At 61.3% G+C, this 23,757-nt stretch carries 32 protein-coding genes, 1 tRNA gene and 2 riboswitches; of the genes, 12 read left to right on the top strand and 21 right to left on the bottom strand.

Annotated features, from left to right (window positions below):
- Positions 1-12: 12 nt before the first annotated feature.
- From rpsU to gcvT, 5 genes are all read right to left on the bottom strand, one after another.
- Positions 13-255 (bottom strand): 30S ribosomal protein S21, encoded by a 243-nt coding sequence (gene rpsU / locus NCHU2750_RS09930; protein ID WP_119940288.1) that lies wholly within the window; start codon positions 253-255, stop codon positions 13-15.
- A 288-nt stretch (positions 256-543) separates the two neighbouring features.
- On the bottom strand, positions 544-753 hold the full coding sequence (locus NCHU2750_RS09925; protein WP_119940287.1) for a cold-shock protein: 210 nt from the start codon (positions 751-753) through the stop codon (positions 544-546).
- A 213-nt stretch (positions 754-966) separates the two neighbouring features.
- Entirely contained in the window at positions 967-3,831 is a 2,865-nt protein-coding gene (gcvP, locus tag NCHU2750_RS09920) for an aminomethyl-transferring glycine dehydrogenase (protein WP_119940286.1), read from the bottom strand.
- Positions 3,828-4,190 carry a glycine cleavage system protein GcvH gene (gene gcvH / locus NCHU2750_RS09915; RefSeq protein WP_119940285.1) on the bottom strand — a complete coding sequence of 121 codons (363 nt, stop codon included), beginning with the start codon at positions 4,188-4,190 and terminating at the stop codon, positions 3,828-3,830. The genes gcvP and gcvH overlap by 4 nt, the downstream gene beginning before the upstream one ends.
- 224 nt (positions 4,191-4,414) lie before the next feature.
- Positions 4,415-5,563 (bottom strand): glycine cleavage system aminomethyltransferase GcvT, encoded by a 1,149-nt coding sequence (gene gcvT, locus NCHU2750_RS09910; RefSeq protein WP_119940284.1) that lies wholly within the window; start codon positions 5,561-5,563, stop codon positions 4,415-4,417.
- Between the two features lie 98 nt (positions 5,564-5,661).
- A riboswitch (glycine riboswitch) is annotated at positions 5,662-5,742 on the bottom strand.
- 1 nt (position 5,743) lies between these two features.
- A riboswitch (glycine riboswitch) is annotated at positions 5,744-5,830 on the bottom strand.
- Positions 5,831-6,152: 322 nt separating this feature from the next.
- Here gcvT and NCHU2750_RS09905 point away from each other — a divergent pair.
- Positions 6,153-6,719, top strand: a complete 567-nt coding sequence (locus NCHU2750_RS09905) for a copper chaperone PCu(A)C (protein ID WP_119940283.1) — start codon at positions 6,153-6,155, stop codon at positions 6,717-6,719.
- A 166-nt stretch (positions 6,720-6,885) separates the two neighbouring features.
- Here NCHU2750_RS09905 and NCHU2750_RS09900 read toward each other — a convergent pair whose 3' ends face one another.
- A complete protein-coding gene (locus NCHU2750_RS09900) occupies positions 6,886-7,164 on the bottom strand; it encodes a hypothetical protein (RefSeq protein WP_119940282.1) in 279 nt (92 codons plus the stop codon).
- 115 nt (positions 7,165-7,279) lie between these two features.
- Between NCHU2750_RS09900 and crcB the strand changes: the two genes are divergently transcribed.
- From crcB to NCHU2750_RS09870, 6 genes are all read left to right on the top strand, one after another.
- Positions 7,280-7,657: a fluoride efflux transporter CrcB gene (crcB, locus tag NCHU2750_RS09895; protein ID WP_119940281.1), complete on the top strand. Its 378-nt coding sequence runs from the start codon at positions 7,280-7,282 to the stop codon at positions 7,655-7,657.
- 36 nt (positions 7,658-7,693) lie between these two features.
- Positions 7,694-8,683, top strand: coding sequence for an RluA family pseudouridine synthase (locus NCHU2750_RS09890; RefSeq protein ID WP_119940280.1), 990 nt, complete (start codon positions 7,694-7,696; stop codon positions 8,681-8,683).
- Positions 8,680-9,327 (top strand): HAD-IA family hydrolase, encoded by a 648-nt coding sequence (locus tag NCHU2750_RS09885; RefSeq protein WP_119940279.1) that lies wholly within the window; start codon positions 8,680-8,682, stop codon positions 9,325-9,327. The genes NCHU2750_RS09890 and NCHU2750_RS09885 overlap by 4 nt, the downstream gene beginning before the upstream one ends.
- A 33-nt stretch (positions 9,328-9,360) precedes the next feature.
- Positions 9,361-10,164: an ATP12 family chaperone protein gene (locus tag NCHU2750_RS09880; RefSeq protein ID WP_119940278.1), complete on the top strand. Its 804-nt coding sequence runs from the start codon at positions 9,361-9,363 to the stop codon at positions 10,162-10,164.
- A 54-nt stretch (positions 10,165-10,218) separates the two neighbouring features.
- Entirely contained in the window at positions 10,219-10,719 is a 501-nt protein-coding gene (locus NCHU2750_RS09875; RefSeq protein WP_119940277.1) for a hypothetical protein, read from the top strand.
- Between the two features lie 118 nt (positions 10,720-10,837).
- Complete coding sequence (locus NCHU2750_RS09870) at positions 10,838-11,230, top strand: DoxX family protein (protein ID WP_119940276.1); 393 nt, start codon at positions 10,838-10,840, stop codon at positions 11,228-11,230.
- 68 nt (positions 11,231-11,298) lie between these two features.
- On the opposite strand, the gene fghA is transcribed toward NCHU2750_RS09870, so the two are convergent.
- The 12 genes from fghA to NCHU2750_RS09815 form a co-directional block, all read right to left on the bottom strand.
- The gene (gene fghA / locus NCHU2750_RS09865) at positions 11,299-12,132 is read right to left on the bottom strand and encodes an S-formylglutathione hydrolase (RefSeq protein WP_119940275.1); all 834 of its coding nucleotides are present in this window, start codon (positions 12,130-12,132) and stop codon (positions 11,299-11,301) included.
- A gap of 83 nt (positions 12,133-12,215) precedes the next feature.
- Positions 12,216-12,890, bottom strand: coding sequence for a DUF1345 domain-containing protein (locus tag NCHU2750_RS09860; protein WP_119940274.1), 675 nt, complete (start codon positions 12,888-12,890; stop codon positions 12,216-12,218).
- Between the two features lie 21 nt (positions 12,891-12,911).
- Positions 12,912-13,358, bottom strand: a complete 447-nt coding sequence (locus NCHU2750_RS09855; protein WP_119940273.1) for a YaiI/YqxD family protein — start codon at positions 13,356-13,358, stop codon at positions 12,912-12,914.
- Between the two features lie 51 nt (positions 13,359-13,409).
- Positions 13,410-13,598, bottom strand: a complete 189-nt coding sequence (locus NCHU2750_RS09850; protein WP_119940272.1) for a YegP family protein — start codon at positions 13,596-13,598, stop codon at positions 13,410-13,412.
- An 86-nt stretch (positions 13,599-13,684) separates the two neighbouring features.
- A complete protein-coding gene (locus tag NCHU2750_RS31295; RefSeq protein WP_119940271.1) occupies positions 13,685-13,861 on the bottom strand; it encodes a type II toxin-antitoxin system RelE/ParE family toxin in 177 nt (58 codons plus the stop codon).
- The gene (locus tag NCHU2750_RS30445; protein ID WP_162939567.1) at positions 13,777-13,983 is read right to left on the bottom strand and encodes a type II toxin-antitoxin system RelE/ParE family toxin; all 207 of its coding nucleotides are present in this window, start codon (positions 13,981-13,983) and stop codon (positions 13,777-13,779) included. The genes NCHU2750_RS31295 and NCHU2750_RS30445 overlap by 85 nt, the downstream gene beginning before the upstream one ends.
- Before the next feature lie 5 nt (positions 13,984-13,988).
- The gene (locus tag NCHU2750_RS09840) at positions 13,989-14,243 is read right to left on the bottom strand and encodes a type II toxin-antitoxin system ParD family antitoxin (RefSeq protein ID WP_119940270.1); all 255 of its coding nucleotides are present in this window, start codon (positions 14,241-14,243) and stop codon (positions 13,989-13,991) included.
- A gap of 74 nt (positions 14,244-14,317) precedes the next feature.
- The gene (locus NCHU2750_RS09835; RefSeq protein WP_245480377.1) at positions 14,318-14,782 is read right to left on the bottom strand and encodes a GNAT family N-acetyltransferase; all 465 of its coding nucleotides are present in this window, start codon (positions 14,780-14,782) and stop codon (positions 14,318-14,320) included.
- The gene (locus tag NCHU2750_RS09830; RefSeq protein ID WP_119940269.1) at positions 14,779-15,906 is read right to left on the bottom strand and encodes an S-(hydroxymethyl)glutathione dehydrogenase/class III alcohol dehydrogenase; all 1,128 of its coding nucleotides are present in this window, start codon (positions 15,904-15,906) and stop codon (positions 14,779-14,781) included. The genes NCHU2750_RS09835 and NCHU2750_RS09830 overlap by 4 nt, the downstream gene beginning before the upstream one ends.
- Before the next feature lie 121 nt (positions 15,907-16,027).
- Positions 16,028-16,642: a GNAT family N-acetyltransferase gene (locus NCHU2750_RS09825; RefSeq protein ID WP_119940268.1), complete on the bottom strand. Its 615-nt coding sequence runs from the start codon at positions 16,640-16,642 to the stop codon at positions 16,028-16,030.
- Between the two features lie 143 nt (positions 16,643-16,785).
- On the bottom strand, positions 16,786-17,493 hold the full coding sequence (locus tag NCHU2750_RS09820; RefSeq protein WP_119940267.1) for a hypothetical protein: 708 nt from the start codon (positions 17,491-17,493) through the stop codon (positions 16,786-16,788).
- A gap of 84 nt (positions 17,494-17,577) precedes the next feature.
- A complete protein-coding gene (locus tag NCHU2750_RS09815; protein ID WP_119940266.1) occupies positions 17,578-18,510 on the bottom strand; it encodes a DMT family transporter in 933 nt (310 codons plus the stop codon).
- A gap of 226 nt (positions 18,511-18,736) precedes the next feature.
- On the opposite strand from NCHU2750_RS09815, the gene NCHU2750_RS09810 reads away from it, so the two are divergent.
- Positions 18,737-19,036, top strand: a complete 300-nt coding sequence (locus NCHU2750_RS09810) for a hypothetical protein (protein ID WP_119940265.1) — start codon at positions 18,737-18,739, stop codon at positions 19,034-19,036.
- Between the two features lie 135 nt (positions 19,037-19,171).
- Here NCHU2750_RS09810 and NCHU2750_RS09805 read toward each other — a convergent pair.
- Positions 19,172-19,256: transfer RNA gene (locus NCHU2750_RS09805), tRNA-Leu, on the bottom strand.
- A 199-nt stretch (positions 19,257-19,455) separates the two neighbouring features.
- Between NCHU2750_RS09805 and lipB the strand changes: the two genes are divergently transcribed.
- Both lipB and NCHU2750_RS09790 read left to right on the top strand, forming a co-directional pair.
- Positions 19,456-20,178 carry a lipoyl(octanoyl) transferase LipB gene (gene lipB / locus NCHU2750_RS09795; RefSeq protein ID WP_119940263.1) on the top strand — a complete coding sequence of 241 codons (723 nt, stop codon included), beginning with the start codon at positions 19,456-19,458 and terminating at the stop codon, positions 20,176-20,178.
- 18 nt (positions 20,179-20,196) lie between these two features.
- Positions 20,197-20,619 (top strand): OsmC family protein, encoded by a 423-nt coding sequence (locus tag NCHU2750_RS09790; protein WP_119940262.1) that lies wholly within the window; start codon positions 20,197-20,199, stop codon positions 20,617-20,619.
- A gap of 2 nt (positions 20,620-20,621) precedes the next feature.
- Here the strand turns inward: NCHU2750_RS09790 and NCHU2750_RS09785 are convergent, their stop codons facing one another.
- Both NCHU2750_RS09785 and NCHU2750_RS09780 read right to left on the bottom strand, forming a co-directional pair.
- The gene (locus NCHU2750_RS09785) at positions 20,622-21,119 is read right to left on the bottom strand and encodes a BON domain-containing protein (RefSeq protein WP_119940261.1); all 498 of its coding nucleotides are present in this window, start codon (positions 21,117-21,119) and stop codon (positions 20,622-20,624) included.
- 102 nt (positions 21,120-21,221) lie between these two features.
- Entirely contained in the window at positions 21,222-21,713 is a 492-nt protein-coding gene (locus tag NCHU2750_RS09780) for a peptide deformylase (RefSeq protein ID WP_119940260.1), read from the bottom strand.
- 176 nt (positions 21,714-21,889) lie between these two features.
- Between NCHU2750_RS09780 and mgtE the strand changes: the two genes are divergently transcribed.
- Both mgtE and NCHU2750_RS09770 read left to right on the top strand, forming a co-directional pair.
- Entirely contained in the window at positions 21,890-23,305 is a 1,416-nt protein-coding gene (gene mgtE, locus NCHU2750_RS09775; RefSeq protein WP_119940259.1) for a magnesium transporter, read from the top strand.
- Positions 23,306-23,365: 60 nt separating this feature from the next.
- Positions 23,366-23,752 (top strand): MerR family transcriptional regulator, encoded by a 387-nt coding sequence (locus tag NCHU2750_RS09770; RefSeq protein ID WP_119940258.1) that lies wholly within the window; start codon positions 23,366-23,368, stop codon positions 23,750-23,752.
- Positions 23,753-23,757 lie beyond the last annotated feature (5 nt).

Here is a 23,757-nt window from a genome sequence, read left to right as displayed (position 1 = left end):
ATGTCGCGACCCTTAGCGGCCGCGAGCAATGACCTTCTTCTTCGGTGCCGGCAGCAGGCCTTCGCGCTGAGCCTGCTTGCGGGCCAGCTTGCGGGTGCGGCGGATTGCTTCGGCCTTTTCGCGAGCGCGCTTTTCAGACGGCTTTTCAAAAGCGCTGCGCGCCTTCATTTCGCGAAACACGCCTTCGCGCTGCAGCTTCTTCTTGAGCACGCGCAGTGCCTGTTCGACGTTGTTGTCTCTTACGAGTACCTGCAAAAAATCTCTCCTTGAGTGCAAACAATCGTGGCCAGACCGATAGAGGCTGGGCGGTCGTATTGCAAGAGTGCCATGGGGCCTTATGGAGGCCGGTTGTGCAGTGGCTTTTCATGACGATACCGGCATCCGAGTAGCCGTCTCAATCTCCTGAGATGGTACTCCAGCCGGTCTTGCGATGTGGTCATGCAAAGCGGATCAAAAGCGGAAGGCCGGAAAAAATCCCGACCTTCCCTCGTATGCTTACCTGTCAGGAGCAGCCTGTCGGCGGCTCCTGGCGGTCATGATGGATCAGGCAGCCTGCAGATTGTCGGCCGAGCTCTTGCCCGAACGCTTGTCCTGAACGATGTCGTAGCTGATCTTCTGACCATCGTTGAGACCGCGCATGCCTGCACGCTCGACAGCAGAGATGTGCACGAAAATGTCCGCGCCGCCGTTATCCGGCTGAATGAAGCCATAACCCTTGGTGCTGTTGAACCACTTAACGGTACCTGTGTTCATAACGATTTCCTTTCAATCGTTGGTGTTACCGGTGCCAAGACCGGCGGTAGATCGACGATGAGAGGAAATCAGAAAGTGCCATGAGGCAGCCGACGGAGTCGCAAGCAAAGTTCGATGCTCTCTATGATAAGTCATATCTGCGGCAAAGCAAGATATGCCGAAACAAGAAAAGGCCGCACATGGCGGCCTTCCCAAAAACTCTTTGCAGAGCCCTTACTCGGCTGCTTCCGCATAGTCCTCCAGCGGCGGGCAGGAGCAGACGAGGTTGCGGTCGCCATAGACATTGTCGACGCGGTTGACCGGCGACCAGTATTTGTCGACCCTGAAGGCGCCCGGCGGGTAGCAGGCCTGTTCGCGGGAATAGGGGCGATCCCATTCGCCGACGAGGTCTTCCACCGTGTGCGGGGCGTTCTTCAGCGGGTTGTTGGCCTTGTCCATCCGGCCTTCCTCGATGTCGCGGGCTTCCTCGCGGATCGCCAGCATCGCTTCGCAGAAGCGGTCGAGTTCGGCCTTGGTCTCCGATTCGGTCGGCTCGATCATCAGCGTGCCGGCAACCGGCCAGCTCATGGTCGGGGCGTGGAAACCGCAATCGATCAGGCGCTTGGCCACGTCGTCCACCGTGACGCCCGCAGAGGCGTTGAGCGGGCGGGTGTCGATGATGCATTCATGCGCCACGCGGCCGGCTTCCGACTTGTAGAGCACGTCATAGGCGCCCTTCAGTCGTGCCGCGATATAGTTGGCGTTGAGGATCGCCGCCTTGGTTGCCTGGGTCAGGCCTTCGCCGCCCATCATCAGGCAATAGGACCAGGAGATCGGCAGGATCGACGGCGAACCGAAGGGAGCAGCCGAGACTGCACCTTCGCGACCGTCATATTCCGGGTGACCCGGCAGGTAGGGTGCCAGATGCGCCTTGACGCCGATCGGGCCCATGCCGGGACCGCCGCCGCCATGCGGGATGCAGAAGGTCTTGTGCAGGTTCAGGTGCGACACGTCGGAGCCGATGTCGCCGGGGCGGGACAGGCCGACCATGGCGTTCATGTTGGCGCCGTCGAGATAGACCTGGCCACCATGCTTGTGGGTGATGTCGCAGATTTCCTTCGCCGTCTCCTCGAACACGCCGTGAGTCGAAGGATAGGTGATCATGCAGGCCGACAGGTTTGCTGCATACTGTTCCGCCTTGGCGCGGAAATCGTCGAGGTCGATATCGCCGTTGTCGCGAACCTTGACGACGACGACCTTCATGCCGACCATCTGCGCCGAAGCCGGGTTGGTGCCGTGCGCGGATGTCGGGATGAGGCAGACATCGCGATGCGCATCGCCATTGGCAATGTGGTAATTGCGAATGGTGAGCAGGCCCGCATATTCGCCCTGCGCGCCGGAATTCGGCTGCATGGAGAAGGCGTCGTAACCGGTGACCTGGCAAAGTTTCTGCGACAGGTCGTCGATCATTTCCTTGTAGCCCAGCGCCTGGTCCTGCGGAACGAAGGGATGGATATCCGAAAATTCCGGCCAGGTGATCGGCAGCATTTCCGCCGTGGCGTTCAGCTTCATCGTGCAGGAGCCGAGCGGGATCATTGCTCGGTCGAGCGCGAGGTCGCGGTCGGACAGGCGGCGGATGTAGCGGGTCATCTCGCTTTCGGCGCGGTTCATGTGGAAGATCGGATGGGTCATGTAATCCGATTTCCTGAGAAGAGCCTTGGGCAGGCGATACTCGACCTCGAAATCCGAGACCTTGAAGTCGCCGCCGAAAGCGCGCCAGACGGCTTCCAGCGTCGCCGGGCGGGTGCGTTCGTCTAGCGACATGCCGATCTTGGTCTCACCGACCTTGCGCAGGTTGACGCCCTCGGCGACCGCGGCACGCAGGATGAGGCCCTGCATGTGGCCGACCTCGACGGTGATCGTGTCGAAGAAGGTTTCCTGTTCAACCGTGTAGCCGAGCTTTTCAAGGCCCTTGGCCATCAGCACGGCCTTCTTGTGAACCGCCTGGGCAATCGCCTTCAGGCCCTGCGGACCGTGGAAGACGCCGTACATCGAGGCCATGACGGCGAGCAGGACCTGCGCGGTGCAGATGTTCGACGTCGCCTTTTCGCGGCGGATATGCTGTTCGCGAGTCTGCAGCGACAGGCGGTAGGCGCGGTTGCCGCGGGCATCGACCGAGACGCCGACGAGACGGCCGGGCATGGCGCGCTTATGGGCATCCTTGACGGCCATATAGGCGGCATGCGGGCCACCATAGCCGACCGGAACGCCGAAGCGCTGCGACGAGCCGATGGCGATGTCTGCACCCATTTCGCCCGGCGACTTCAGCAGCGTCAGCGCCAGAAGGTCGGCGGCTACGGCGGCGACGGCGCCGGTCTGGTGCAGGCGGGAGATCAGGCCGGTGAAATCACGGACTTCGCCATGGGTGCCCGGATACTGGAAGATCGCGCCGAAGACGTCGACCGGGTCGAGATCGGTCATCGGATCGCCGACGATGACGCTCCAGCCGAGCGGGGCGGCGCGGGTTTCGATGAGCGCGATGGTCTGCGGGTGGCAGGCCTTGTCGACGAAGAAGGCGGTCGCCTTGGTCTTCGCCTGACGCTGGCAGAGCGCCATGGCTTCGGCGGCGGCGGTTGCCTCGTCCAGGAGCGACGCGTTGGAGACGTCGAGGCCGGTCAGGTCCGAAATCATCGTCTGGAAGTTCAACAGCGCCTCAAGACGGCCCTGGGAGATTTCCGGCTGGTAGGGCGTGTAGGCCGTGTACCAGGCCGGATTTTCCAGGATGTTGCGCTGGATGACCGGTGGCGTGATCGTGCCGTAATAGCCCTGGCCGATCAGCGAGGTCAGGACCTTGTTCTTGTTGGCCGTCTCGCGCAGCTTGTCGAGCGCTTCGCGTTCGGAGAGTGCCGCACCCCAGGCGAGCGGAGCCTGCTGGCGGATCGAGGAGGGAACGGTGGCATCGATCAGCGCGTCGAGCGACTTGTAACCGATGACCTTCAGCATGGCGGTCATCTCGGCCGGCGAGGGGCCGATATGACGCCGGTTGGCGAAGTCATACGGATTGTAGTCGGTGAAATGGAAATCGGTGTTATCGGTCATCCGATCAGGTCCTTGTAGGCAGCTTCGTCCATCAGTCCGTCGACGTCGGACACGTTCTTCAGCTTGAGCTTGAAGAACCATGCGGCGGCCTGCGGGTCGGAATTGACGAGCGACGGATCGTCGACGATCGCCTGGTTGATTTCGACGACTTCGCCATCGAGCGGGGAATAGACGTCGGAGGCGGCCTTGACGCTTTCGACGGTGGCGGCATTGCCGTCCTTTACCAGTTCGGCGCCGACTTCCGGCAGTTCGACGAAAACGAGATCGCCGAGCTGGTCGGCGGCGTGCTGGGTGATGCCGACGGTGGCGACATCGCCCTCAAGCTTCAGCCATTCGTGTTCAGCGGTGAATTTCAACATGGATTTGTTCCTCTGGTCTTGTTTGTTGTGTTTCGTGTGTTCGGCTTGCTTTTCGGGGTGGCGCTTGCCCCTCACCCTAGCCCTCTCCCCGCTGGCGGGGAGAGGGGACTTGCCCCGCTCGACTTTCGAGAATGAGCGAAGGTGGTGCCACGTCGTCCTTCTCCCAGTCAGAACGGGGAGAAGGTGCCGGCAGGCGGATGAGGGGCGGGCTCCTTGTTCGAATGTCAGCGCTTGTATGTCGGTGTGATGAAAGGCAGGGCGGCAACGGTCATCGGCAGGTACTTGCCGCGGACCTCGGCATAGACCTGGGTGCCGGGCGTGGACTGGGCGGTCGGCAGATAGCCCATGGCAACCGGGCCCTCGACGCTCGGGCCGAATGTGCCTGAGGTGACTTCGCCGATTTCGGTCTTGCCTTCGGCGTCCGCATAAAGCTTGGCATGCGAACGCACCGGTGCCTTGCCTTCCGGCTTCAGGCCGACGCGGCGGCGGCTCGTGCCGTTGGCGAGTTCCGCAAGAATGCGTTCAGCGCCGGGGAAGCCGCCTTCGCGGTCGCCGCCGGTCTTGCGGGCCTTCTGCAGCGCCCATTCGAGCGAGGCTTCGATCGGCGAAGTGGTGGTATCGATATCGTTTCCGTAGAGACACAGGCCTGCCTCGAGGCGAAGGCTGTCGCGGGCGCCAAGACCGATCGCCTCGCAGTCGGGATGTTCGAGCAGCGCCTTGGCGATTTCCTCGGCCTTGTCGGCCGGGACGGAGATTTCAAAGCCATCTTCACCGGAATAGCCGGAGCGGGAGACGATGCAGGGCACGTCGTGCAGCGGCACTTCGCGCACATCCATGAACTTCATGGCCGAAACGCCGGCCCAGAGTTCGGCCAGAACGGCCTGCGCGCGCGGGCCCTGAAGGGCGATCAGGGCGCGGTCTTCGAGGAGCTCCACATCGCATCCCGCGAGGTTCGCCTTCATATGGGCGACGTCCTGGTCCTTGCAGGCGGCGTTGACGACGACGAGGAGATGGTCGCCGCGATTGGTGATCATCAGGTCGTCGAGGATGCCACCGTTTGCATCGGTGAAGAAGCCATAACGCTGGCGGCCTTCCTTGAGCGCCAGGATATCGACCGGCACGAGCTTTTCGAGAGCCAGGGCGGCATCGGCATATTCACCCGATTTTGCCTTCACGATGACCTGGCCCATATGGGACACGTCGAACAGGCCGGCAGCAGTGCGGGTATGCAGATGTTCCTTCATCACGCCGAGCGGATACTGGACTGGCATGTCGTAGCCGGCGAACGGAACCATCTTGGCGCCGAGCGACAGATGCAATGCATGCAGCGGGGTGATCTTGAGAACGGTCTGGTCGTTGGTCTGGTCACCCAATGGGGACGCCTCCAGGTTTGGCCCGCCCGATCGAGGGATCAGGTCGCATGCCGGCTCAGATTTGGACGCGCCAATACCGAATATCGGTGCGTCGGTTTCGAGCCCCCTCTGTCCTTTTCGCCTGAGATTGTTATCCCTTCGGCGAGCCCCTTGCGGTGCTTCTCTCCAGAGTTTCCTGTCGGTTGCCCGTGGTCCTTTTGCCTGAGAGTTTCCGGGGCGGTTGCTCCTTCGGCACCGCATCAAAGCGGCTTCTCCCAACGGGTCTGGCGCTCATTATCGTTGAGGCATGTCGTTTGGCAAGGCCCCAATGTCGAAACCAGCACGATTTCTGTCGCATCGCAGCGTCCGGTTGATCTGGCGCAACGACAGAGGGGGCAGGCGATGTTTGCGCAGGACTTTGTATCGGCTGTGGTTTCGGCTATGCATCATGATCACGTGGAGGCCGGTGGCCGTAGATCTGCGGCAAGGGCCAGTCGTTGCCATGCATATTGCGTGCGGGAGAGGCTCTTGCCTGAAATCCAGTTTTTCGAGGCGATCGGCAATGGGAAGCGGTATCCGGCAAGAGTGCCGTCACCGCATGGAGATGAGAATGAAAACCAGGACTTTGAGCGCCTTGGCGGCGCTCGGTGCGATCATCATCTGTCAGGGCGCGCCAGTGCTTGCGGCCGACGAAAAGGCGCCGGCCGGTCATGACCATGCCGCGATGCAGATGGGCATGCAGATGAACATGTCGGGCAGCACTGCCGAGGCGAGCGACGGCGGCATGGCGAAGGCCGGGGATATTGCCGTCGACGGCGCCTTCGTTCGCGCCATGCTGCCGGGCCAGCCGGTCGGCGGCGGCTATCTCGTCATCAGCAACAGCGGCTCTGCCGATGACCGGCTCCTGTCGGCCTCGTCGCCTTCGGCCGGCTCGGTGGAAATTCACGAGATGTCGATGCAGGGGCAGACGATGACGATGCGCAAGCTTTCGGGCAGTCTCGATGTTCCGGCCGGACAGAAGGTCGAGCTGCAGCCGGGCGGCATGCATCTGATGTTCATGAAGGTGAAGACGCCTTTCAAACTCGGTGACAGCGTGCCCTTGACGCTCAACTTCGAAAAGGCGGGCAAGCTCGAGGTATCGCTGCCGGTCAAGGCATTCGTGCCGGGCGGTCAGTGACGACCTGCAGGGCAGGCGGTCCTAAAGGGAAGACGCCTTCAGCCTAGAGCGCCGTGCGGACGCACGGCGCTCTATTTCCTTGAATCTGCGCATCAGGCTTTCCGAAAATCGATTCCGATTTTCGGGCCGATGCTGTAGCTTGCGTATCTGGTTGCTCGTGGCAGGCTCAATCTTCGAGATCGCGATAGGCGGCCTCGACCTCGCGCAGGGAATAATGCTGTTGCGGCTGCTGTCCCGTCGTGGTGACGTCGATGCCGACCTTGGTCGCCGGTATCATCTCGTTGACGGCATCGGGTTCGGCGACGTTTTCACGTGCCTTGGCGTTGCGCTCGGCATCCGCCTTGACATCGGCCACCTGATCCTTCACCGAAATCCGGCGCGGTGTACGCATGGACTCGATGTTCAACGCGGCCGTATTCGCAGAAATGGTCACGATCTGGGTCATTGGTCTCACCTTCGATCATCAACCCTTACGGGAAGGCGTATTCTCCGATGCTTAACTCCAATCACTGCATTTTAATGATGAGTGATTTTATCGCTTTCAGTCAAGGGTTGAAATCGTGCTGAACCTATTGATCGTCGCTTTTGGCGGGGCTTTGGGCTCCGTCTGTCGCTATCTCGTCGGCATCTGGACGCTTCGCCGTTTCGGTCCAGTCTTTCCCTGGGGTACGTTGACGGTGAATGTCGTCGGCGCCTTTGCCATCGGTCTCTTGACCGAAGTCATCGCCCGCCGTTTCAACGCCTCGATTGAGCTTCGTCTCCTGCTGGTAACCGGTGTCCTTGGCGGTTTCACCACATGGTCCTCGTTCACGCTCGATGCCATGGCGCTTTTCGAGCGGGGTGCGGTGATGGCGAGCGCCACTTACGTTCTCGGTTCGCTGGTCCTCTCTTTCGCAGCGGTCTTTGCCGGGCTGGCGCTCGGGCGGGCAATGCTCTAAAGACCGGCGATCAAAAAGATAGAAGAAAGAGCTTTGATGGCTGGCATCGAGCATATCCCGGTCCAAGCGGACGAAGCGGGCATGCGTCTCGACCGTTGGTTCAAGATCCATTATCCGGGTCTTGGCTTCGGTCCCCTGCAGAAACTGCTGCGTTCCGGTCAGGTGCGCGTCGATGGCGGCCGGGTCAAGACCGATACGCGCGTGCAGCCGGGCCAAGTGGTACGCGTGCCGCCGATCGACACGGATGCCAAGAAGGGGCCGATTGCCGGCCACGACCTGAAGCATGCGGGCGATTACGAGCTGCTGCAGCGCATGGTGCTGCATGAGGACGACAAGGTGATCGTCTTGAACAAGCCGGCCGGACTTGCGGTGCAGGGCGGTTCCGGCGTGACGCGCCATATCGACCAGATGCTTGAATCCTGGCTCAGCCCGAAGGGCGAGAAGCCGCGTCTGGTGCACCGGCTCGACCGCGATACGTCCGGCGTACTCGTCATTGCCCGCACCCGCGGCGCAGCGCAGAAGCTGACGGCGGCGTTTCGCGAGCGCGACACCAAGAAGACCTACTGGTCGCTGGTCAAGGGCGTACCGCGCAAGCGCGAGGACAAGCTGTCAACCTGGCTCGTCAAGGAACAGACACCGGACGGTGACAGGATGCGGATCGCCAAGCATGGTGAGGAGGGCGCCGACCATGCGATCTCCTATTACCGCGTGCTGGAAACCGCGGCGCAGTCGCTCGCCTGGCTGGAGATGGAGCCCTATACCGGCCGTACTCACCAGCTTCGCGTCCATGCGCTCCATATCGGCCATCCGATCATCGGCGATCCGAAATATTTCGACGACGATATCAACTGGCCGTTTCCGGGCGGCATCCAGAAGAAGCTGCATCTGCATGCGCGTCATATCGACATCCCGCATCCTTCCGGCGGACGCCTGAAGGTGACGGCACCGTTGCCGCCGCATATGGTGCAGAGCTGGAACCTGCTCGGCTTCGATCTCGAAAACGGCGTAAGGGATGACGACGAATGAAGCTCGTTCTGTTCGATTGCGATGGCACGCTGGTCGACAGTGCCGGCCTGATCCATGAAACCATGCGTCGCACCTTTGTCCAGTTCGGCAAGCGGGAACCCGCCTTCGCGGAGACCAAGGCGATCATCGGCCTGACGCTCGACATCGCGATTTCGCGCATGCTCGGCAAGCCGCATGTCGATGACGAGGACATCGAGATGATGGCCTATTACAAGTCGCTGTTTTCGGTGGTTCGTAACGATCTCGACTTCCGCGAGCCGCTGTTTGCCGGCATCCGCGAACTGATGGACACGCTGGAGAGCCGCGACGAGATCCTGATCGGTGCGGTGACCGGCAAGTCGCGTCGCGGGCTGGATCTGGTGACGGAGACGCATGGGTTCAAATTCGTCGCCTCGCGCACGGCCGACGATTGCCCGTCGAAGCCGCATCCAGCGATGGTGACGGAATGCTGCGACGAGACCGGCATGCGACCGGGATACACGCTTGTCATCGGCGATGCCATCTACGATATGCAGATGGCAAAGGCCGCCGGTGCAACAGCCATCGGTGTCGCCTGGGGCTATGCCTCGGTTGACGAATTGAGACAGGCTGGCGCCGATGCCGTCGTCAGCCATCCAAGCGAGATCCTCGCCCATATCGGCTGACCACTGACAGCCAAAGACCTAGGACCATTCGACATGCGTGAACTGTTTACCGACCCATTGGGCGCCCAGGACCCGGCATTGAGCCATCCGGACCCGACGCGGCGGGCGCAGATCCAGATGCAGAAGCCGCTGCCGAAGCGGTTTTACAAGGAAGTGTCGATCGTCGAGGGCGAGGGCGGCCATGCGGTCCATCTCGATGGCAGGCCGGTCAAGACACCGGCGAAGAATGCGCTTTCGGTGCCGACAGCGCGACTTGCCGAATTGCTGCGTGACGAATGGGCAAACCAGGTCGATGTTATCGATCCGCGCACCATGCCGGTGACGCGTCTCGTCAATACCGCGATCGATGGCGTGGCTGTCGAAGCGCAGGCGGTGTTCGAGGATATACTACGCTTTTCCGCCAGTGACATGCTCTGCTACCGTGCCAATGATCCGGAAAACCTCGTCATCCGCCAGCGCGAGCAATGGGATCCGCTGGTCGACTGGGTGGCCAATGACCACGGTGCCCGTTTCGAGCTGATCGAGGGCGTAATGCCGAAGGAGCAGCCGCGCGAGGCGGTGCTCGCCTTTTCCGCGGTGCTTCGCAAATACGACACCCCGATCGAGCTTGCGGTGCTGCATACCGTGACGACGCTGACCGGTTCGGCAATCCTCGCGCTTGCCTTTGCCGAGGGCCACCGTGACGCCGAAGATATCTGGGCGCTTGCTCATCTGGAAGAAGACTGGACAAGCGAGCATTGGGGCGCCGACGCCGAGGCCGAGCACCGCCGGGCAAAACGGCACGACGAATTTGTTGCTGCGGCGGCGGTTTTTACCGCGTTGAAGCCATCGGTTTAAGGCTTCACTAACCCTAAATGGCGAACATGCGGGCCTGTTGTTCCGGATTTCCGCATGTCTTTCCGTCCCGTTCGCCTTTCCCTCGTGCCCCTGGTCGTGCTGATGCTGGCCGGCTTTCGCATGCCTGTGCCTGGCGAGGTGTCGGAGCGGCTGCTCTATGACGTGCGCGGCGCCTTCGTGACGGCCCAGCCGGATGTCTCACGCGAGCTGATCGCCCGCACCGATCTGCTGGTCGATACAGCGATCCAGGCGACGACCCGCTCGATCATGCTGCCGCGGACCATTCTCACGGTGCGGATCGATAAGGTGAAGCCGTCGCAGTTTCTGTTCGGCTACCGCTATCAGGCCACCGTGACGGTGAAGGCGATTTCGGTGACTTCGGGCGACCCTGTGGCGGAAGGCTCGTTTCAGGAAAGCTCGCTCTCCTTCGGTGCGCAGGGCGCGGTCGATTCGCTCGCGAACAAGATTGCCGACCGCATCGCCTCCGAATTTCGCCTCGCCAGTCCGCAACGGACAACGGCGATCACCGCTTATGCCGAGGCCGGCGGGCTTTGATACGCCAAGGTTACCCGTTGCTTTTAAATTTCGTCGGTTAATGCCATAAAATTGATTTCTGGCAAGGCGCCGCCCAGCCTATCGCTGTGCCGCCTTATTCAACCGGAGAGAGATACCGATGGCATTATTTGATCGTCTGGCCGCTTATAGAGAGCAAGGCCTTGGCGCCCTGAGAGTTATGAGCGGACTGCTGTTCCTCGAGCATGGCATGATGAAGCTCTTTGCTTTCCCCGCGCCGCAGGGGGGCGACCATCTTCCGCCACTGCTTCTCGTTGCAGCCATTCTGGAATTCGTTGGTGGTATTCTGATCACCATCGGCTTCCTCACCCGTCCGGTGGCCTTCATCCTGTCCGGACAGATGGCGGTGGCCTATTTCATGGCGCATTTCCCCAAGGGCTTCTGGCCTGCGCTGAACGGTGGCGAGGCCGCCATCCTTTTCTCGTTCATCTTCCTCTACCTGTTCTTCGCCGGCGCCGGTGCGTTCTCGGTGGATAACCGCAGGAAGATCTGAGCGATCCCGAAAACGATGAAGCCGGCGATAACGCCGGCTTCGTCATTTTTCACTGTCCGTCTTGCCGATCAGCCAAGCCGCTCGGCATGCCAGCGCAGATGATCGTCCATGAAGGTGGAGATGAAGTAGTAGGAGTGGTCGTAACGCTCCTGCATTCTCAGCGTAAGGCCGATGCCGGTGCCCTTCACCGCTTCTTCAAACAGCCATGGACGCAGACCGTTTTCGAGAAAGCTGTCGGCCTTGCCCTGATCGATCAGGAATTCGGGGAAGCGTGCGCCATCGGCGACCAGCGCGCAGGCGTCATACTGGCGCCAGGTGGTCTTGTCGGCGCCGAGATATTTTTCAAGCGCGGGGGCCGACCAGTCGGCGGTCGAGGGCGCGACGATCGGGGCGAAGGCCGAGCAACTCCTGAACCGGTCGGGGTTCTTCAGAGCGATGGTCATGGCGCCGTGGCCGCCCATCGAATGGCCGAAAATGCCCTGCCTGTCCATGTCGGTGCGAAACTGCTGGCTGACGAGCGCGGGCAGTTCCTCGGTGATATAGGTGTACATCTGGTAGTTCTCGGCCCAGGGCTTCTCGGTTGCGTCGAGATAGAAGCCGGCGCCCTTGCCCATCTGCCAGTTGGTCAACTCGTCCGGCACGTCATTGCCGCGCGGACTGACATCCGGGCAAACGATGATCAGGCCGAGTTCGGCGGCGAGCCGACGGTATTCACCCTTTTCCATCACGTTCGCATGGGTGCAGGTGAGCCCCGAGAGATACCAGAGAACCGGCCGCGGCTCGCTGATCGCCTGCGGAGGAACGAAGACCGCGAAGGTCATCTCGCATTTGCAGGCATCCGAATCATGGGCGAATACACCCTGCATGCCGCCGAAGGCGGTGTTTTGGGAAATGATCTTCAAGGGGCGGGTCCTTTCGAGCTTCGTTCCTGCGGATGTCCTGTCCCGAAACCGGTGGCCATTTCCGAGGGGCATGCCGCAGGCGTTCATGTCGCCAGCGAGACGACGGCGTTGACCGCAGCGGCTACCAGTATCGTGTTGAAAAAGAAAGACACGACGGAATGCAGCAGGTTGATTTTACGCATGTCGGTCGCGGTGATGCCGACATCGGAGGTCTGCGCCGTCATGCCGATCACATAGCCGAAATAGAGAAAATCCCAGGCGCCGGGCCTTTCCGTCTCGGGGAAATCCAGGCCGCCGACGGATTTTCCGTCATCCTTGTCGCCGGGGCGCCAGTAGAGATGGGCATAATGGAGCGAAAACATCATGTGGATGGAGAACCAGCCGAGAATGACCGCGGCAAAAGCGACCGCCACCTCGAGTATTCCGGTCGGCTGTTTCTGGTTGAGCGCCTCGAAGAGGGTGACGAGGGCGACAATGGCGGCAAGCAGGGTGACCGCGAGGATGATCGGCGCGGGTTCGTCGGTATTCTGGCCGCTCGCTTCCAGCTGGTCGGCATCAAGGTGACGAACTCTGGCGCCGATCAACGCGAGATAGACGACGAAGAAAATGATGGCCGTCAGGGCGGCGCAGAGTTCCGGCAGAAGGGCGATCAGTACCGGCAGGGCGATGAGTGCAGCAATGACCGCGATGAAGAACGGCCCGTGTCGGTGGCGCCAATGCCCGTGCCGTCTTGCTTCTCTCGCGCCAGCCTTCGCCATGCTCTATCCCGTCAAATCCGTTCAGCCGGCAGATTTCGCCCTGCGGCACAGCCTGTCCAGGGTTTCGAGGAAGGCCGACCGGTCGCGCGGCGAGAAGGCGGCGTTATACCCCTTGCTCTCGCCGGTCTCGCGCAGATGTGCGCCGAGATCGCGCATCGCGGTGGCCATGCCGATATTGGTCCTGTCGAACAGCCTTCCGGTCGGGCCAGTGACGAAGGCGCCGGCCTCGACGCAGCGGCCGGCAAGCGGCACGTCGGCGGTGACGACGATGTCGCCCTGTGTCGCGCGCTCGGCGATCCAGTCGTCGGCCGCATCGAAGGCGCCGGAGACGATGACGTTCTTCACCATCGGATCACGGGAGGGCCTGAGGCCGGAATTGGCAACAAAGGTGACTTCGAAGCCGTGGCGTTCGGCGACCTTCAATATTTCCGGCTTGACCGGGCATGCATCGGCATCGACATAGATCAAATGTATTCGCCTTCCTGCGAACTCTGAATGGCTGGCAGGCGGATTAGCACATCAGACGGTGGCTGTCGTCTGGTCGTCGGTCGCTGCGCCGGGGGCGTTCTGCTTGATCGATTCGACCGCGGCAATGGCGGATGCCTTGGCCGAATAGCCCTCGGAGGAAAACATCGTCTGGCCGTTCGGCGCCTTGAAGCGGAACCGGAACTCGCCGGCCTTGTCCTTGTAGACTTCGAATTTGTACATGGTGGCTTCCTCTCCTGGTTCTCTTAGAGGGATGATAGATCCGCAGAGGGGAAAGGCAAGCGTGGCGGCTTGAGCGGTGAACGGAACTAATCGTCGAAATGTCGATGATAATCACGCGTCGCATGCAGCAGGCGGACAAGCTCTATTCCGGTACCATCCGGCAATGGCTCGTAAATAATCAGATAGCTGCGGTAGGAGAAAATCCGCATCGTCGGGTATCTGGGAAGCTGTTGAGCCCCGAGGCCTGGATTGTCGGCGAGCAGTCGGTAGCGTTTTCCAGTTCGAGCACGAAACCATCGGCGCGGGTTTCACTATCGCTTGCGATGAACTGCCAGATGCTGCGCAGGTCTCTTAAGAATTCCGGGCGCCGAAGGACCGTGCCCATCGGATCTATCGAGGCCTGCGAAACGCGGCGATCAGTTCGCTGCCGTTTTCCATGAGTGTGGCGGGGCCACTTGCCAGACCTGTATCGACGGCCTGCTCCAGTTCCGACGTGAAGGCTTCGGCTTGGCGCTCCCGCTCTTCTATCAGCTTCAGCCCCATGGCGATCACATCGTTTGCGCCGTGGTAACGGCCCGCGCGGACAAGCCGGTCGATGAGTTTTTGCTGCTCGTCATCCAGAGAAATATCCGACGAATGCGCCATGATGCTCAGTTCCGTTTGGCGCCGCCCGCCATGACGATTGTGGCATGGCGGCGGCTAGGTATCCAAACAGCCTATCACCGTGTCGCCGGCCTGACCATGTCCACGTGCGGGATATCGTCTTCGAGATATTCTTCCGATGTCGGCTCGAAGCCGAGCGAGCCGTAGAATTTCTGCAGATGCGCCTGGGCGGCGATCTCGATTGCTTCACCCGGATAGAGTTTTTCGCACTCGGCGATCGCCTCGCGCATCAGTGCCTCGCCAAGCCGCTTGCCGCGATGGGCGGGCGATACGGTGACGCGTCCGATGCGGGGCAGGACGTCCGGCGAGGGTCGCCACAGGCGGGCGCAGGCGAGCAGGTCGTCACCTTCCAGCAGCCGCAGATGCAGGCAGTCGGGATCGTTGCCGTCGAGCTCGGGATAGGGGCAGTTCTGCTCGACGACGAAGACGTCGACGCGCATCTTCAGCATCTCGTAGAGGTCGCGTGCGGAGAACTCGTCGAGCCCCCGCACGTCAACACTGTAGCTTGGAGCGGTGGTCAATAGACCACCACGCCGCGGATTGATTCACCCTTGTGCATCAGGTCGAAGCCCTTGTTGATGTCTTCGAGCGGCATGGTGTGGGTGATCATCGGGTCGATCTGGATCTTGCCTTCCATGTACCAGTCGACGATCTTCGGCACGTCGGTGCGGCCGCGGGCGCCACCGAAGGCGGTACCCATCCAGTTGCGGCCGGTGACCAGCTGGAACGGACGGGTGGAGATTTCCTGGCCGGCGCCGGCAACGCCGATGATGACCGACTTGCCCCAACCACGATGCGAGCTCTCCAGTGCCTGGCGCATGACCTTGGTATTGCCGGTGCAGTCGAACGTGTAGTCGGCGCCGCCGATCAGGTCGCCATGACGCTTGGTCATGTTGACGAGATAAGGAACGATGTCTTCCCCGACTTCCTTCGGGTTGACGAAGTGGGTCATGCCGAACTTTTCGCCCCAGGCCTTGCGGTCCGGGTTGATGTCGACGCCGATGATCATGTCGGCGCCGGCAAGGCGCAGGCCCTGCAGCACGTTGAGACCAATGCCGCCGAGACCGAAGACGATTGCGGTGGAGCCGATCTCCACCTTGGCGGTGTTGATGACGGCGCCGATGCCGGTGGTGACGCCGCAGCCGATGTAGCAGACCTTGTCGAAGGGAGCGTCGGGATTGATCTTGGCAAGCGCGATTTCCGGCAGGACCGTGAAGTTCGCGAAGGTCGAGCAGCCCATGTAGTGATGGATCTTGTCCTTGCCGATCGAGAAGCGGCTCGTGCCGTCAGGCATCACGCCCTGGCCCTGAGTGGAGCGGATCGAGGTGCAGAGGTTGGTCTTGCGCGAGGTGCAGGAATAGCATTCGCGGCATTCCGGCGTGTAGAGCGGGATGACGTGGTCGCCCTTTTTCAGCGAGGTGACGCCCGGTCCGACATCGACGACGATGCCGGCACCCTCGTGGCCGAGGATCGCCGGGAACAGGCCTTCCGGATCGGCGCCGGAGAGGGTGAAGTCGTCGGTGTGGCAGATGCCGGTCGCCTTGACCTCGATCAGCACCTCGCCGGCCTTCGGGCCGTCGAGCTGAACGGTCATGACTTCCAGAGGTTTTCCAGCCTGAACGGCAACGGCGGCACGGACATCCATCGTGTCTCTCCTGTTGGTACTGAATTAGGTATTTCGAATCTGGGCGGACTTTTGCATGACGGCAGCCAAAGGCTCAAGCCGGAACCGGTCATGCCGTGTCGTAATCGGAGTCAGGCTCCGATCAAAGTTCGATCAGGGGCACATGCGGGGCGGCACTTTTCGGCATGCGACCGTCGAGCCTCGGATCGTCGCAGACCTCGACCATGAACGCATAGGGCCTGAAGCCGGAGCGCTGGTAGAAGGCAAGTGCTGCCGGGTGATCGAAGCTGCAGGTATGGACCCAGAAGCGGGTGATCGGCTTTGCCCAGGCATGGTCGAGGGCGGCATTCATCAGGATGCGGCCGGAGCCGTTGCCGATCGCTTCAGGGACGACGCCGAAATAGCCGAGTTCGCATTCGCCCTGTTGGCGGAAATCCAGTTCCAGCAGGCCGAGGCGGCGTGCGCCGTCTGTCAGCACATAGATCTCGACCAGCGGATCGGTGATGATTGCCTTCAGCTTCTCGTCGGGCATGACGAGGCGGGAAACCCACATCCAGTCCTCGCCGACCCGCCGATAAAGGTCGCGGTAATCCTCGACGGTGGGCGACGGCCAGCGCTCGACGCTCAGGCCGTTCGATGGCGGCTGCGGACGTGCCGGCGGGCGCGCCGACATATCGAGGCAGGTCACCATATTGGCAAGCTTGCCGGCCGGGACGGGCGAATAGCCGAAGGGAAGAGCGGGGTTGTCTGTCTGCATGCGTCCTTGGACAGTGTTGCCGACCGGATGTCAACCGGTCCGGCAATCAGGCTTCATACAGGCCCGGTAGATCCTGGCTGGGTCCTGGCTCGGTGCTGAGCGGGTTCCGGGTCCGGCTCAGCGCCGGATCCCGAACCGCCGGTTCAGGCTACCCGTTCGTTCCAGCCGGTCGCGCCTTCGGTCGTCATCAGCCATGGACGGTTGCGAAGGCTGCCGGCGCGTTCTTCGCCGCTGACAAAGGCCATCACGTCGTCCCAGCCGGGATGATTGTCGCGGTCCTGCACGATGTCCTGAATCATGCGCAGGCTGCTGGCCTCAAGTGCCGAGACGAGCAGCCGGCCGGAACTCACCCGCTTGCGCAGGATGCGCCAGACATAGGCGAGATCGTCGGCGGTGATGCCGGCAAGGCGCAGGCTGGTGACCGAGCAGCCACCGGCCGGCCGGCCGCAAAGGGCGTGGCGCAACTGGTCGAGCGCGAAGGCGGACAGGATGTCCGGACAGCTCTCGGCACGCTCCATGGCGTGCAGCAGGCATTCGAGCTGGGCCGGCTCGACGATGCGGCCGTCGAGCGCAAGCGCGCGCATCAGCCATGCCGATTTCGTCGCGTCGATGCGGCCCCTGGGGGCGGCCTCGTCGACGATGAATGTGGTCAGCTGTTCGACGAAATAGGCCGGCCATTCATCGCAGTGAATGGGGCACATGTCGTTGAGCGCCAGAAGCAGGAGTGCGTCTTCGTAGGTACGGATTCCATCCGCAAAGGTATATTTCCGCAGGATCAACAGGTCATGCCTGTCGATGCGGCCCTTTCCGGCTATGACACATGCCGGAAAAGAAAAGCGTATGCCGCTCATCTCTTTCTCCGTTTCATCATGAAACTGATATCGCTCTTAGAGCCGATAAGTTGAGAGCTTGAGAAGAAGCGCGGTTAACGAAGATTAATTGTTCGCCGATGCGGTCGCCATCTGTGCCGTCCTGACCCGCTCACGCCAGATTATGAACAGGCCGGAGCCGACGATGATGGCGATACCCAGCCATTTGGATGCCGTCGGGAAATCCGAAAACAACAGGTAACCCAGGACCGTTGCGGAAATGATCTCGAAATACTGGAACGGTGCGAGCAGCGACAGCGGCGCCATGCGGAAGGCGCGCACGACGAGCAGGTGCATATAGCCCGATATGCCGCCGAGAATGACGAGAAGAACGAGGCCGAGCCCGGATGACGGGAGGGAGGCTTCGAATTCCACTGGATAGACCGACTGGCCGGCAAACAGGGCGACCGTCATGAACAGCGTGCCGCCGACGCCGGCGACGAACTGCATGGTCAGCGGTGAGTCGGCATTGCCGATAGCGCGGTTGAGGAACAGGTAGAGCGTATAGAGGAAGGCGCAGAGGACCGGCAGGAGTGCCGTCCAACCGAAGATCTCGTAGCTCGGCTGGATAACGATCATTGCCCCACCGAAGCCGATGATGATGGCAAGCCAGCGCCGCCAGCCGACCTTTTCGCCGAGGAAGAGCGCCGACATCATCGTCAGCATGAAGGGCTCGACGAAATAGATGGCGAAGACGTCGGCGAGCGGCATGTATTTGACCGCCATGAAGAACAGCAGGCTTGCTGCTGCATGCAGGGCGCCGCGCAGGAGGTTCATCCACGGGCGCTTGCCGCCACGCAGCGCCCCCGGCACGAAAAACGCGATCGGCAGCAGGGTCAGGAACTGGAAGAAGAACCGGTAGAAGGTGACCTGACCGGGTGACATGGTCTCAAAGGTCGCCATGTATTTGGCAATCGCATCCATTGTCGGCAGGATGATCATGCAGCCGGCCATGATGGCCATGCCCTTGATCGGGTTGTGCAATGGGGAATCGGACATGTGGCGCTCGCAATGGTCGCATGTGTTCAACCATAGCCGGTGATGTGGTTCAAGCGGGATGGGGCGGGCGGGCTCGATGATTTTTTTTGAAGCTCACTCGTTTGCCGAAGCGTCGGTTGGTTCATCGCGGCGGGCCGCATTTCGGGCGAAGTAGGGTGATCTTTTCGCCATGCTGGAAGCGGAGCGGGTCCGTGCCTATCTTGTTTGTCCAGTACAGGAGGCCCGATTGTCGTCACTGATCAGCTATTTTTTCATGATGCTCGTCGTCACCCCGCTTCACGCCGAGATGTCGCAGCGACTCAAGGGCGTGTCCTCGCAGGAATTGGTGGAGGCGGGCAAGGCCTGTATCGCGGTCGAGGGGCCGGGGCTTCTGCGTTACGCTCAGGACAACTGGGGCTGGGCCGCCGTCAACGCGATCGGCGTCGGGGTGGGGCTGATCGATCCGATGACACTTCTGCCCGAGGGCAACGAAAACTGCCGGCTGGTCATCCAGTCGCTTGCGGTGGAGAGATCCCGTACCGTCTGATCCGGGCCGCGGTAAGCATCAAAAAAAGCCTGAAAAGCGCGTTCGGGCGGGCAGCAGAAAATTTATGCGTTGGATGAAGAAATTTCTGCAAGTGCAGGGCATAAAAGAAAAAACCCGGCCGAAGCCGGGTTTATTTGGTGCGGTCGAGAAGACTCGAACTTCCACGGGTTGCCCCACAGCGACCTCAACGCTGCGCGTCTACCAATTCCGCCACGACCGCATCGTGGTAGAGCCGATTTGCGTCGGCGAGGGAGCATCTAGCAAAAGGATTCCGGCAGCACAAGTGTGCCGTGACAGTTTTTTGAAGGATAAAAATCGAAGTCCACAATCCCCATATCAAGGACCACCCTGTCAGGCCCGCCAGCCGGTGCCCGGACAGGATGCTTGCCAAGCCCTGATCTTCTTGCCAGAAGGCTCTCATGCTGACCCGAACCGATCTCAACCATTCGATGCTGCCTGCGACAAACTGTCCGCCGGTGCGCTGGCGCATTTCAGACTGTCCTGTGCCTTACGAGGAGGCGCTCGCGACGATGGAGCGCGAGGTGGCGGCGATTGCCGAGGGAAAGGCGGACGAACTCGTCTGGCTTCTCGAACATCCGCCGCTCTATACCGCCGGCACCAGCGCCAATTCGGCCGACCTGATCGAGCCGGACCGGTTTCCCGTCTATGAGACGGGGCGTGGTGGGGAATATACCTATCACGGGCCTGGCCAGCGGGTTGCCTATGTGATGCTCGACCTCAAGCGTCGCCGACAGGACGTGCGTGCCTATGTGGCGGCGCTGGAAGAACTGGTGATCCGCACGCTCGAACTGATGAATGTGCGCGGCGAGCGGCGCGAGGATCGTGTCGGGGTCTGGGTGAGGCGACCGGAAAAACCGCTTCTGCAGGATGGCAGCATGGCGGAAGACAAGATCGCCGCCTTCGGCATCCGGCTGCGGCGCTGGGTGAGTTTTCACGGCCTTGCCATCAATGTCGATCCAGACCTTACACATTTTTCCGGGATCGTCCCCTGCGGCGTCAGCGCCTATGGGGTGACGAGTCTCGAGGATCTCGGCATGCTGGTGATGATGGAGGATGTGGATATCCGCCTGCGCCAGGCTTTCGAGGATATTTTCGGGCCGACCGAAATCGAGACTGTGTGAGGCGAGGCGGGGCGCGCGATGGTGGATGTGAAGATCAAGACGCGCCCAATCGGTGCGACGGCACGGCTCACGCGTAACGGTCATCCGTCGGTGACAAGCCGGACGGGCGGGCAGGTGGGTGTCGTCACCGGCGCCTCGGAAGAGGGCTTCAACCCGCTCGACCTGATGTTCTCCTCGCTGTCCGCCTGTCTGGCCCTGAGTGCAAGGATAGCCGCCAGCCGGCTCGGCCTGCTCGACCGGTTCGTGAGTGTGACGGCGGATGTGACCGGCGAAAAATCCCATGAGGAGCCGTTTCGCATCGAACGTTTCATCGTGTCGATCACGGTGGAAGGTGAGATGAGTGACGACGAGAGTCACGCCATCGTCGAAATGGCCGAAGAGATCTGCACCGTCAGCAACACGCTGAAGACACCTCCGGCCATTTCCGTCACCATCGGGTGACGTCAATCCTCATCGGGGATTCGGCTATCGACGCCGGCTAGCCGCAGGTGATTGATCACCCTTGTCACGCCCGCGGTCTCGCCCGCCACGCGCAGTATCTTGCGGGCGGTCGCGGCATCATCGACTTCGCCCTCGACGATCACCGTCATCCGCTCGACGTGAATGTCGATGAGGTCCATGTCGATTATGCCGAGCGCATCGATCGCGTCGGTAATCCGCTCTTCCAGATCGTCGGAATTTTCGAGCCCCATCGTGCCGGGGCGCAGGCTGTCGCGCTGCGGTTCCTCAAGGCCGTCGAAACCTGCCTGATCGAGGAGAAAGCCCGGATTGCGATCGCTCTCAGTCTTGCCGCCGGAATTGCCATAGGCGGCGTTATCCACAGGGCCGGATGCGGCGCCTGGCTGATCGGCATAGGGCCAGCCGTCATCGATATTGCGGTCGTCAAAATCGCGAAAATCCTCCTCGCGGGAGGTGTCGTCGATATCCTTCTTCAGCGGCATGGCTCTCTTCCTTGCGTCGATTCGTCAATCCCTCTGGGGCTGTCAGGGACAAACGCTCAAGACGCGAAGGAGTTCTGCCGGCGAGCGATTTTTTCCTTCAGGTCATTTTTCCTTCTGCCATTTTTTCACCAGCCGCTCGCGCTTCAGGCGCGACAGGCGGCGGAGCCAGAAGATGCCGTCGAGCTGGTCGATCTCGTGCTGGATGCAGACGGCGTGAAAATCCCGTGCTTCCTCTTCATGGCTGGTGCCCTCAAGGTCCTGATAGCGGAGCCGGATCTGTCTTGGCCGTTCCACCTCGTCGGTCGCGCCGGGCATGGAAACGCTGCCTTCCATGTGGCGGATCAGATCATCGCTCGCCCAGAGGATCTCGGGGTTCACATAGGTCAGCACGCCCTTTCCCGGCGCCAGTTCCAGCACGAAGAGACGTTCAAAGACGCCGATATGGGCGGCGGTGATGCCGACGCCGGGCGCCGCACGCATCGTATCGACGAGGTCACCGGCCAGTGAGGCGAGGTTTTCGCCGAAGTTCGACACGGGTTCGCAGATACGGGAGAGGCCGGGATCCGGGTAGGTGAGGATAGGGCGGACGGGCATCTGGTGTGTCTCTCTTCTGGCTCTTGCGCGATGCATCAGCGCTGGCGGCAGAGCTTGTCGCAAGCGCCCTGCGGCTGTCGATAAAGTTACTTCAGTCTTTCATGCTATCTGATTGTTGACTAAATGTTTTCCGTTGCCGAATTATGGATGGCGACAGGCCGATGCGAGGGTAATGGATGAGCGATATAAAGGACGATACCCTCATCCGCCAGAAGGCCGGGGAAGACCATCACGACATCTATTCCGAGGACGGATCGATCCGTTCCGATTTCCTCGCCCAGGTCGGTGCGGCGATCGCGGACCGGGACACGCTGTTTTTAGGCCAGAATGTCGCCAAGCTGCACGAATCGGAACTCGGCGACCTACTCGAATCGATCCTGCCGGCGCAGCGCCTGGCCTTGGTCAAACTGCTCGGCAAGGATTTCGACCTTACGGCGCTGACCGAGGTCGACGACGCTATCCGCATGGAAATCGTCGAACAGATGCCGAATGCGCAGATCGCGGCGGCGATCGGCGATCTCGATTCGGACGATGCCGTCTACATTCTCGAGGATCTCGATCATCAGGACCGCGAAGAAATTCTCGCGCAGCTGCCGTTTACCGAGCGGGTCAGGCTTCGCCGTGCGCTGGATTATCCGGAAAGCTCGGCCGGCCGGCGCATGCAGACCGAATTCGTCGCCGTGCCGCCGTTCTGGACGGTGGGCCAGACGATCGACTACATGCGCGACGACGAAGGTCTGCCGGAAAGCTTTACCCAGATCTTCGTCATCGATCCTACCTTCAAGCTGCTCGGCATCATCGATCTCGACCGCATCCTGCGCACCAAGCGGCAGGTGAGGATCGAGACGATCATGCGGGAGACGAACCACCCGATCCCGGCCGACATGGACCAGGAAGAGGCGGCGCAGATCTTCGAGCAGTACGACCTTCTGTCGGCGGCGGTGGTTGATGACAACGGGCGGCTGGTCGGGGTGCTGACCATCGACGACGTAGTCGACGTGATCCAGGAAGAGGCGGAAGAGGATTTGCGCCGCCTGTCGGGTGTCGGCGACGAAGAACTGTCCGACTCGGTGGTCGACACGTCACGCTCGCGCGTGCCGTGGCTGATGGTCAACCTGTTCACCGCCTTCATGTCGGCCTCGGTCATCTCGCTGTTCGAAGGGACGATCCAGCAAATCGTGGCACTCGCCATCCTGATGCCGATTGTGGCCGGCATGGGCGGCAATGCCGGATCGCAGACGATGACGGTGACGGTCCGCGCGCTCGCCACCCGCGACCTCGACATTCACAATGCCTGGCGCGTCGTGCGCCGCGAGGCGGGCGTCGGGCTGATCAACGGCATGCTGTTCGGCTGCGTCGTCGGCTCGGTGGCGGGTTGGTGGTTTGCCGATTTCCACATCGGCATGGTGATCGCCTCGGCGATGATCATCAACATGATGGCGGCGGCGATGGCGGGCATGATGATCCCGCTGGTGCTCGACAAGGTCGGCGCCGACCCGGCGGTGTCGTCTGCCGTGTTCGTCACGGCGATCACCGACATGACCGGCTTCATGAGCTTTCTCGGCCTGGCGACGCTGTGGTTGCTGAAGTAACAGCGATTTGACTGTTACGTAAAAGTCAATTATTTTCCGGTTCGACAGCAAGGAACCGTCGTGGACAAATATTACAGTATTACCGAGCTGACGCGCGAATTCGGCGTGTCGACCCGCACACTCCGTTTTTACGAGGACGAAGGCCTGATCCATCCGGAGCGGCGCGGGCGCACGCGCCTGTTTCGGGCAGCCGACCGTCGCCTCATCCTGGAAATTCTCAGAGGCCGCCGGATCGGTTTCACGATCGCGGAAATCCGCGAGATCATTCAGGTCTACAAGGAACCGCCCGGCGAGACGGGCCAGCTCAAGCTCCTGATGAAGCGCATCGACGAGAAGCGCGACGATCTGCGCCAGAAGCGCAAGGATATCGACGAGACGCTTGCGGAACTCGACAACGTCGAGGAAGCCTGCCTGACGCGGCTCGCCGAACTCGGCGTCGGTACGTGATTTAC

Origin of the sequence: Neorhizobium sp. NCHU2750, assembly GCF_003597675.1 — a bacterium.
Classification (GTDB): Bacteria; Pseudomonadota; Alphaproteobacteria; order Rhizobiales; family Rhizobiaceae; genus Neorhizobium.
The sequence above is the reverse complement of the archived record's forward strand: the minus strand, read 5'-3'. Positions and strand labels throughout refer to the sequence as shown.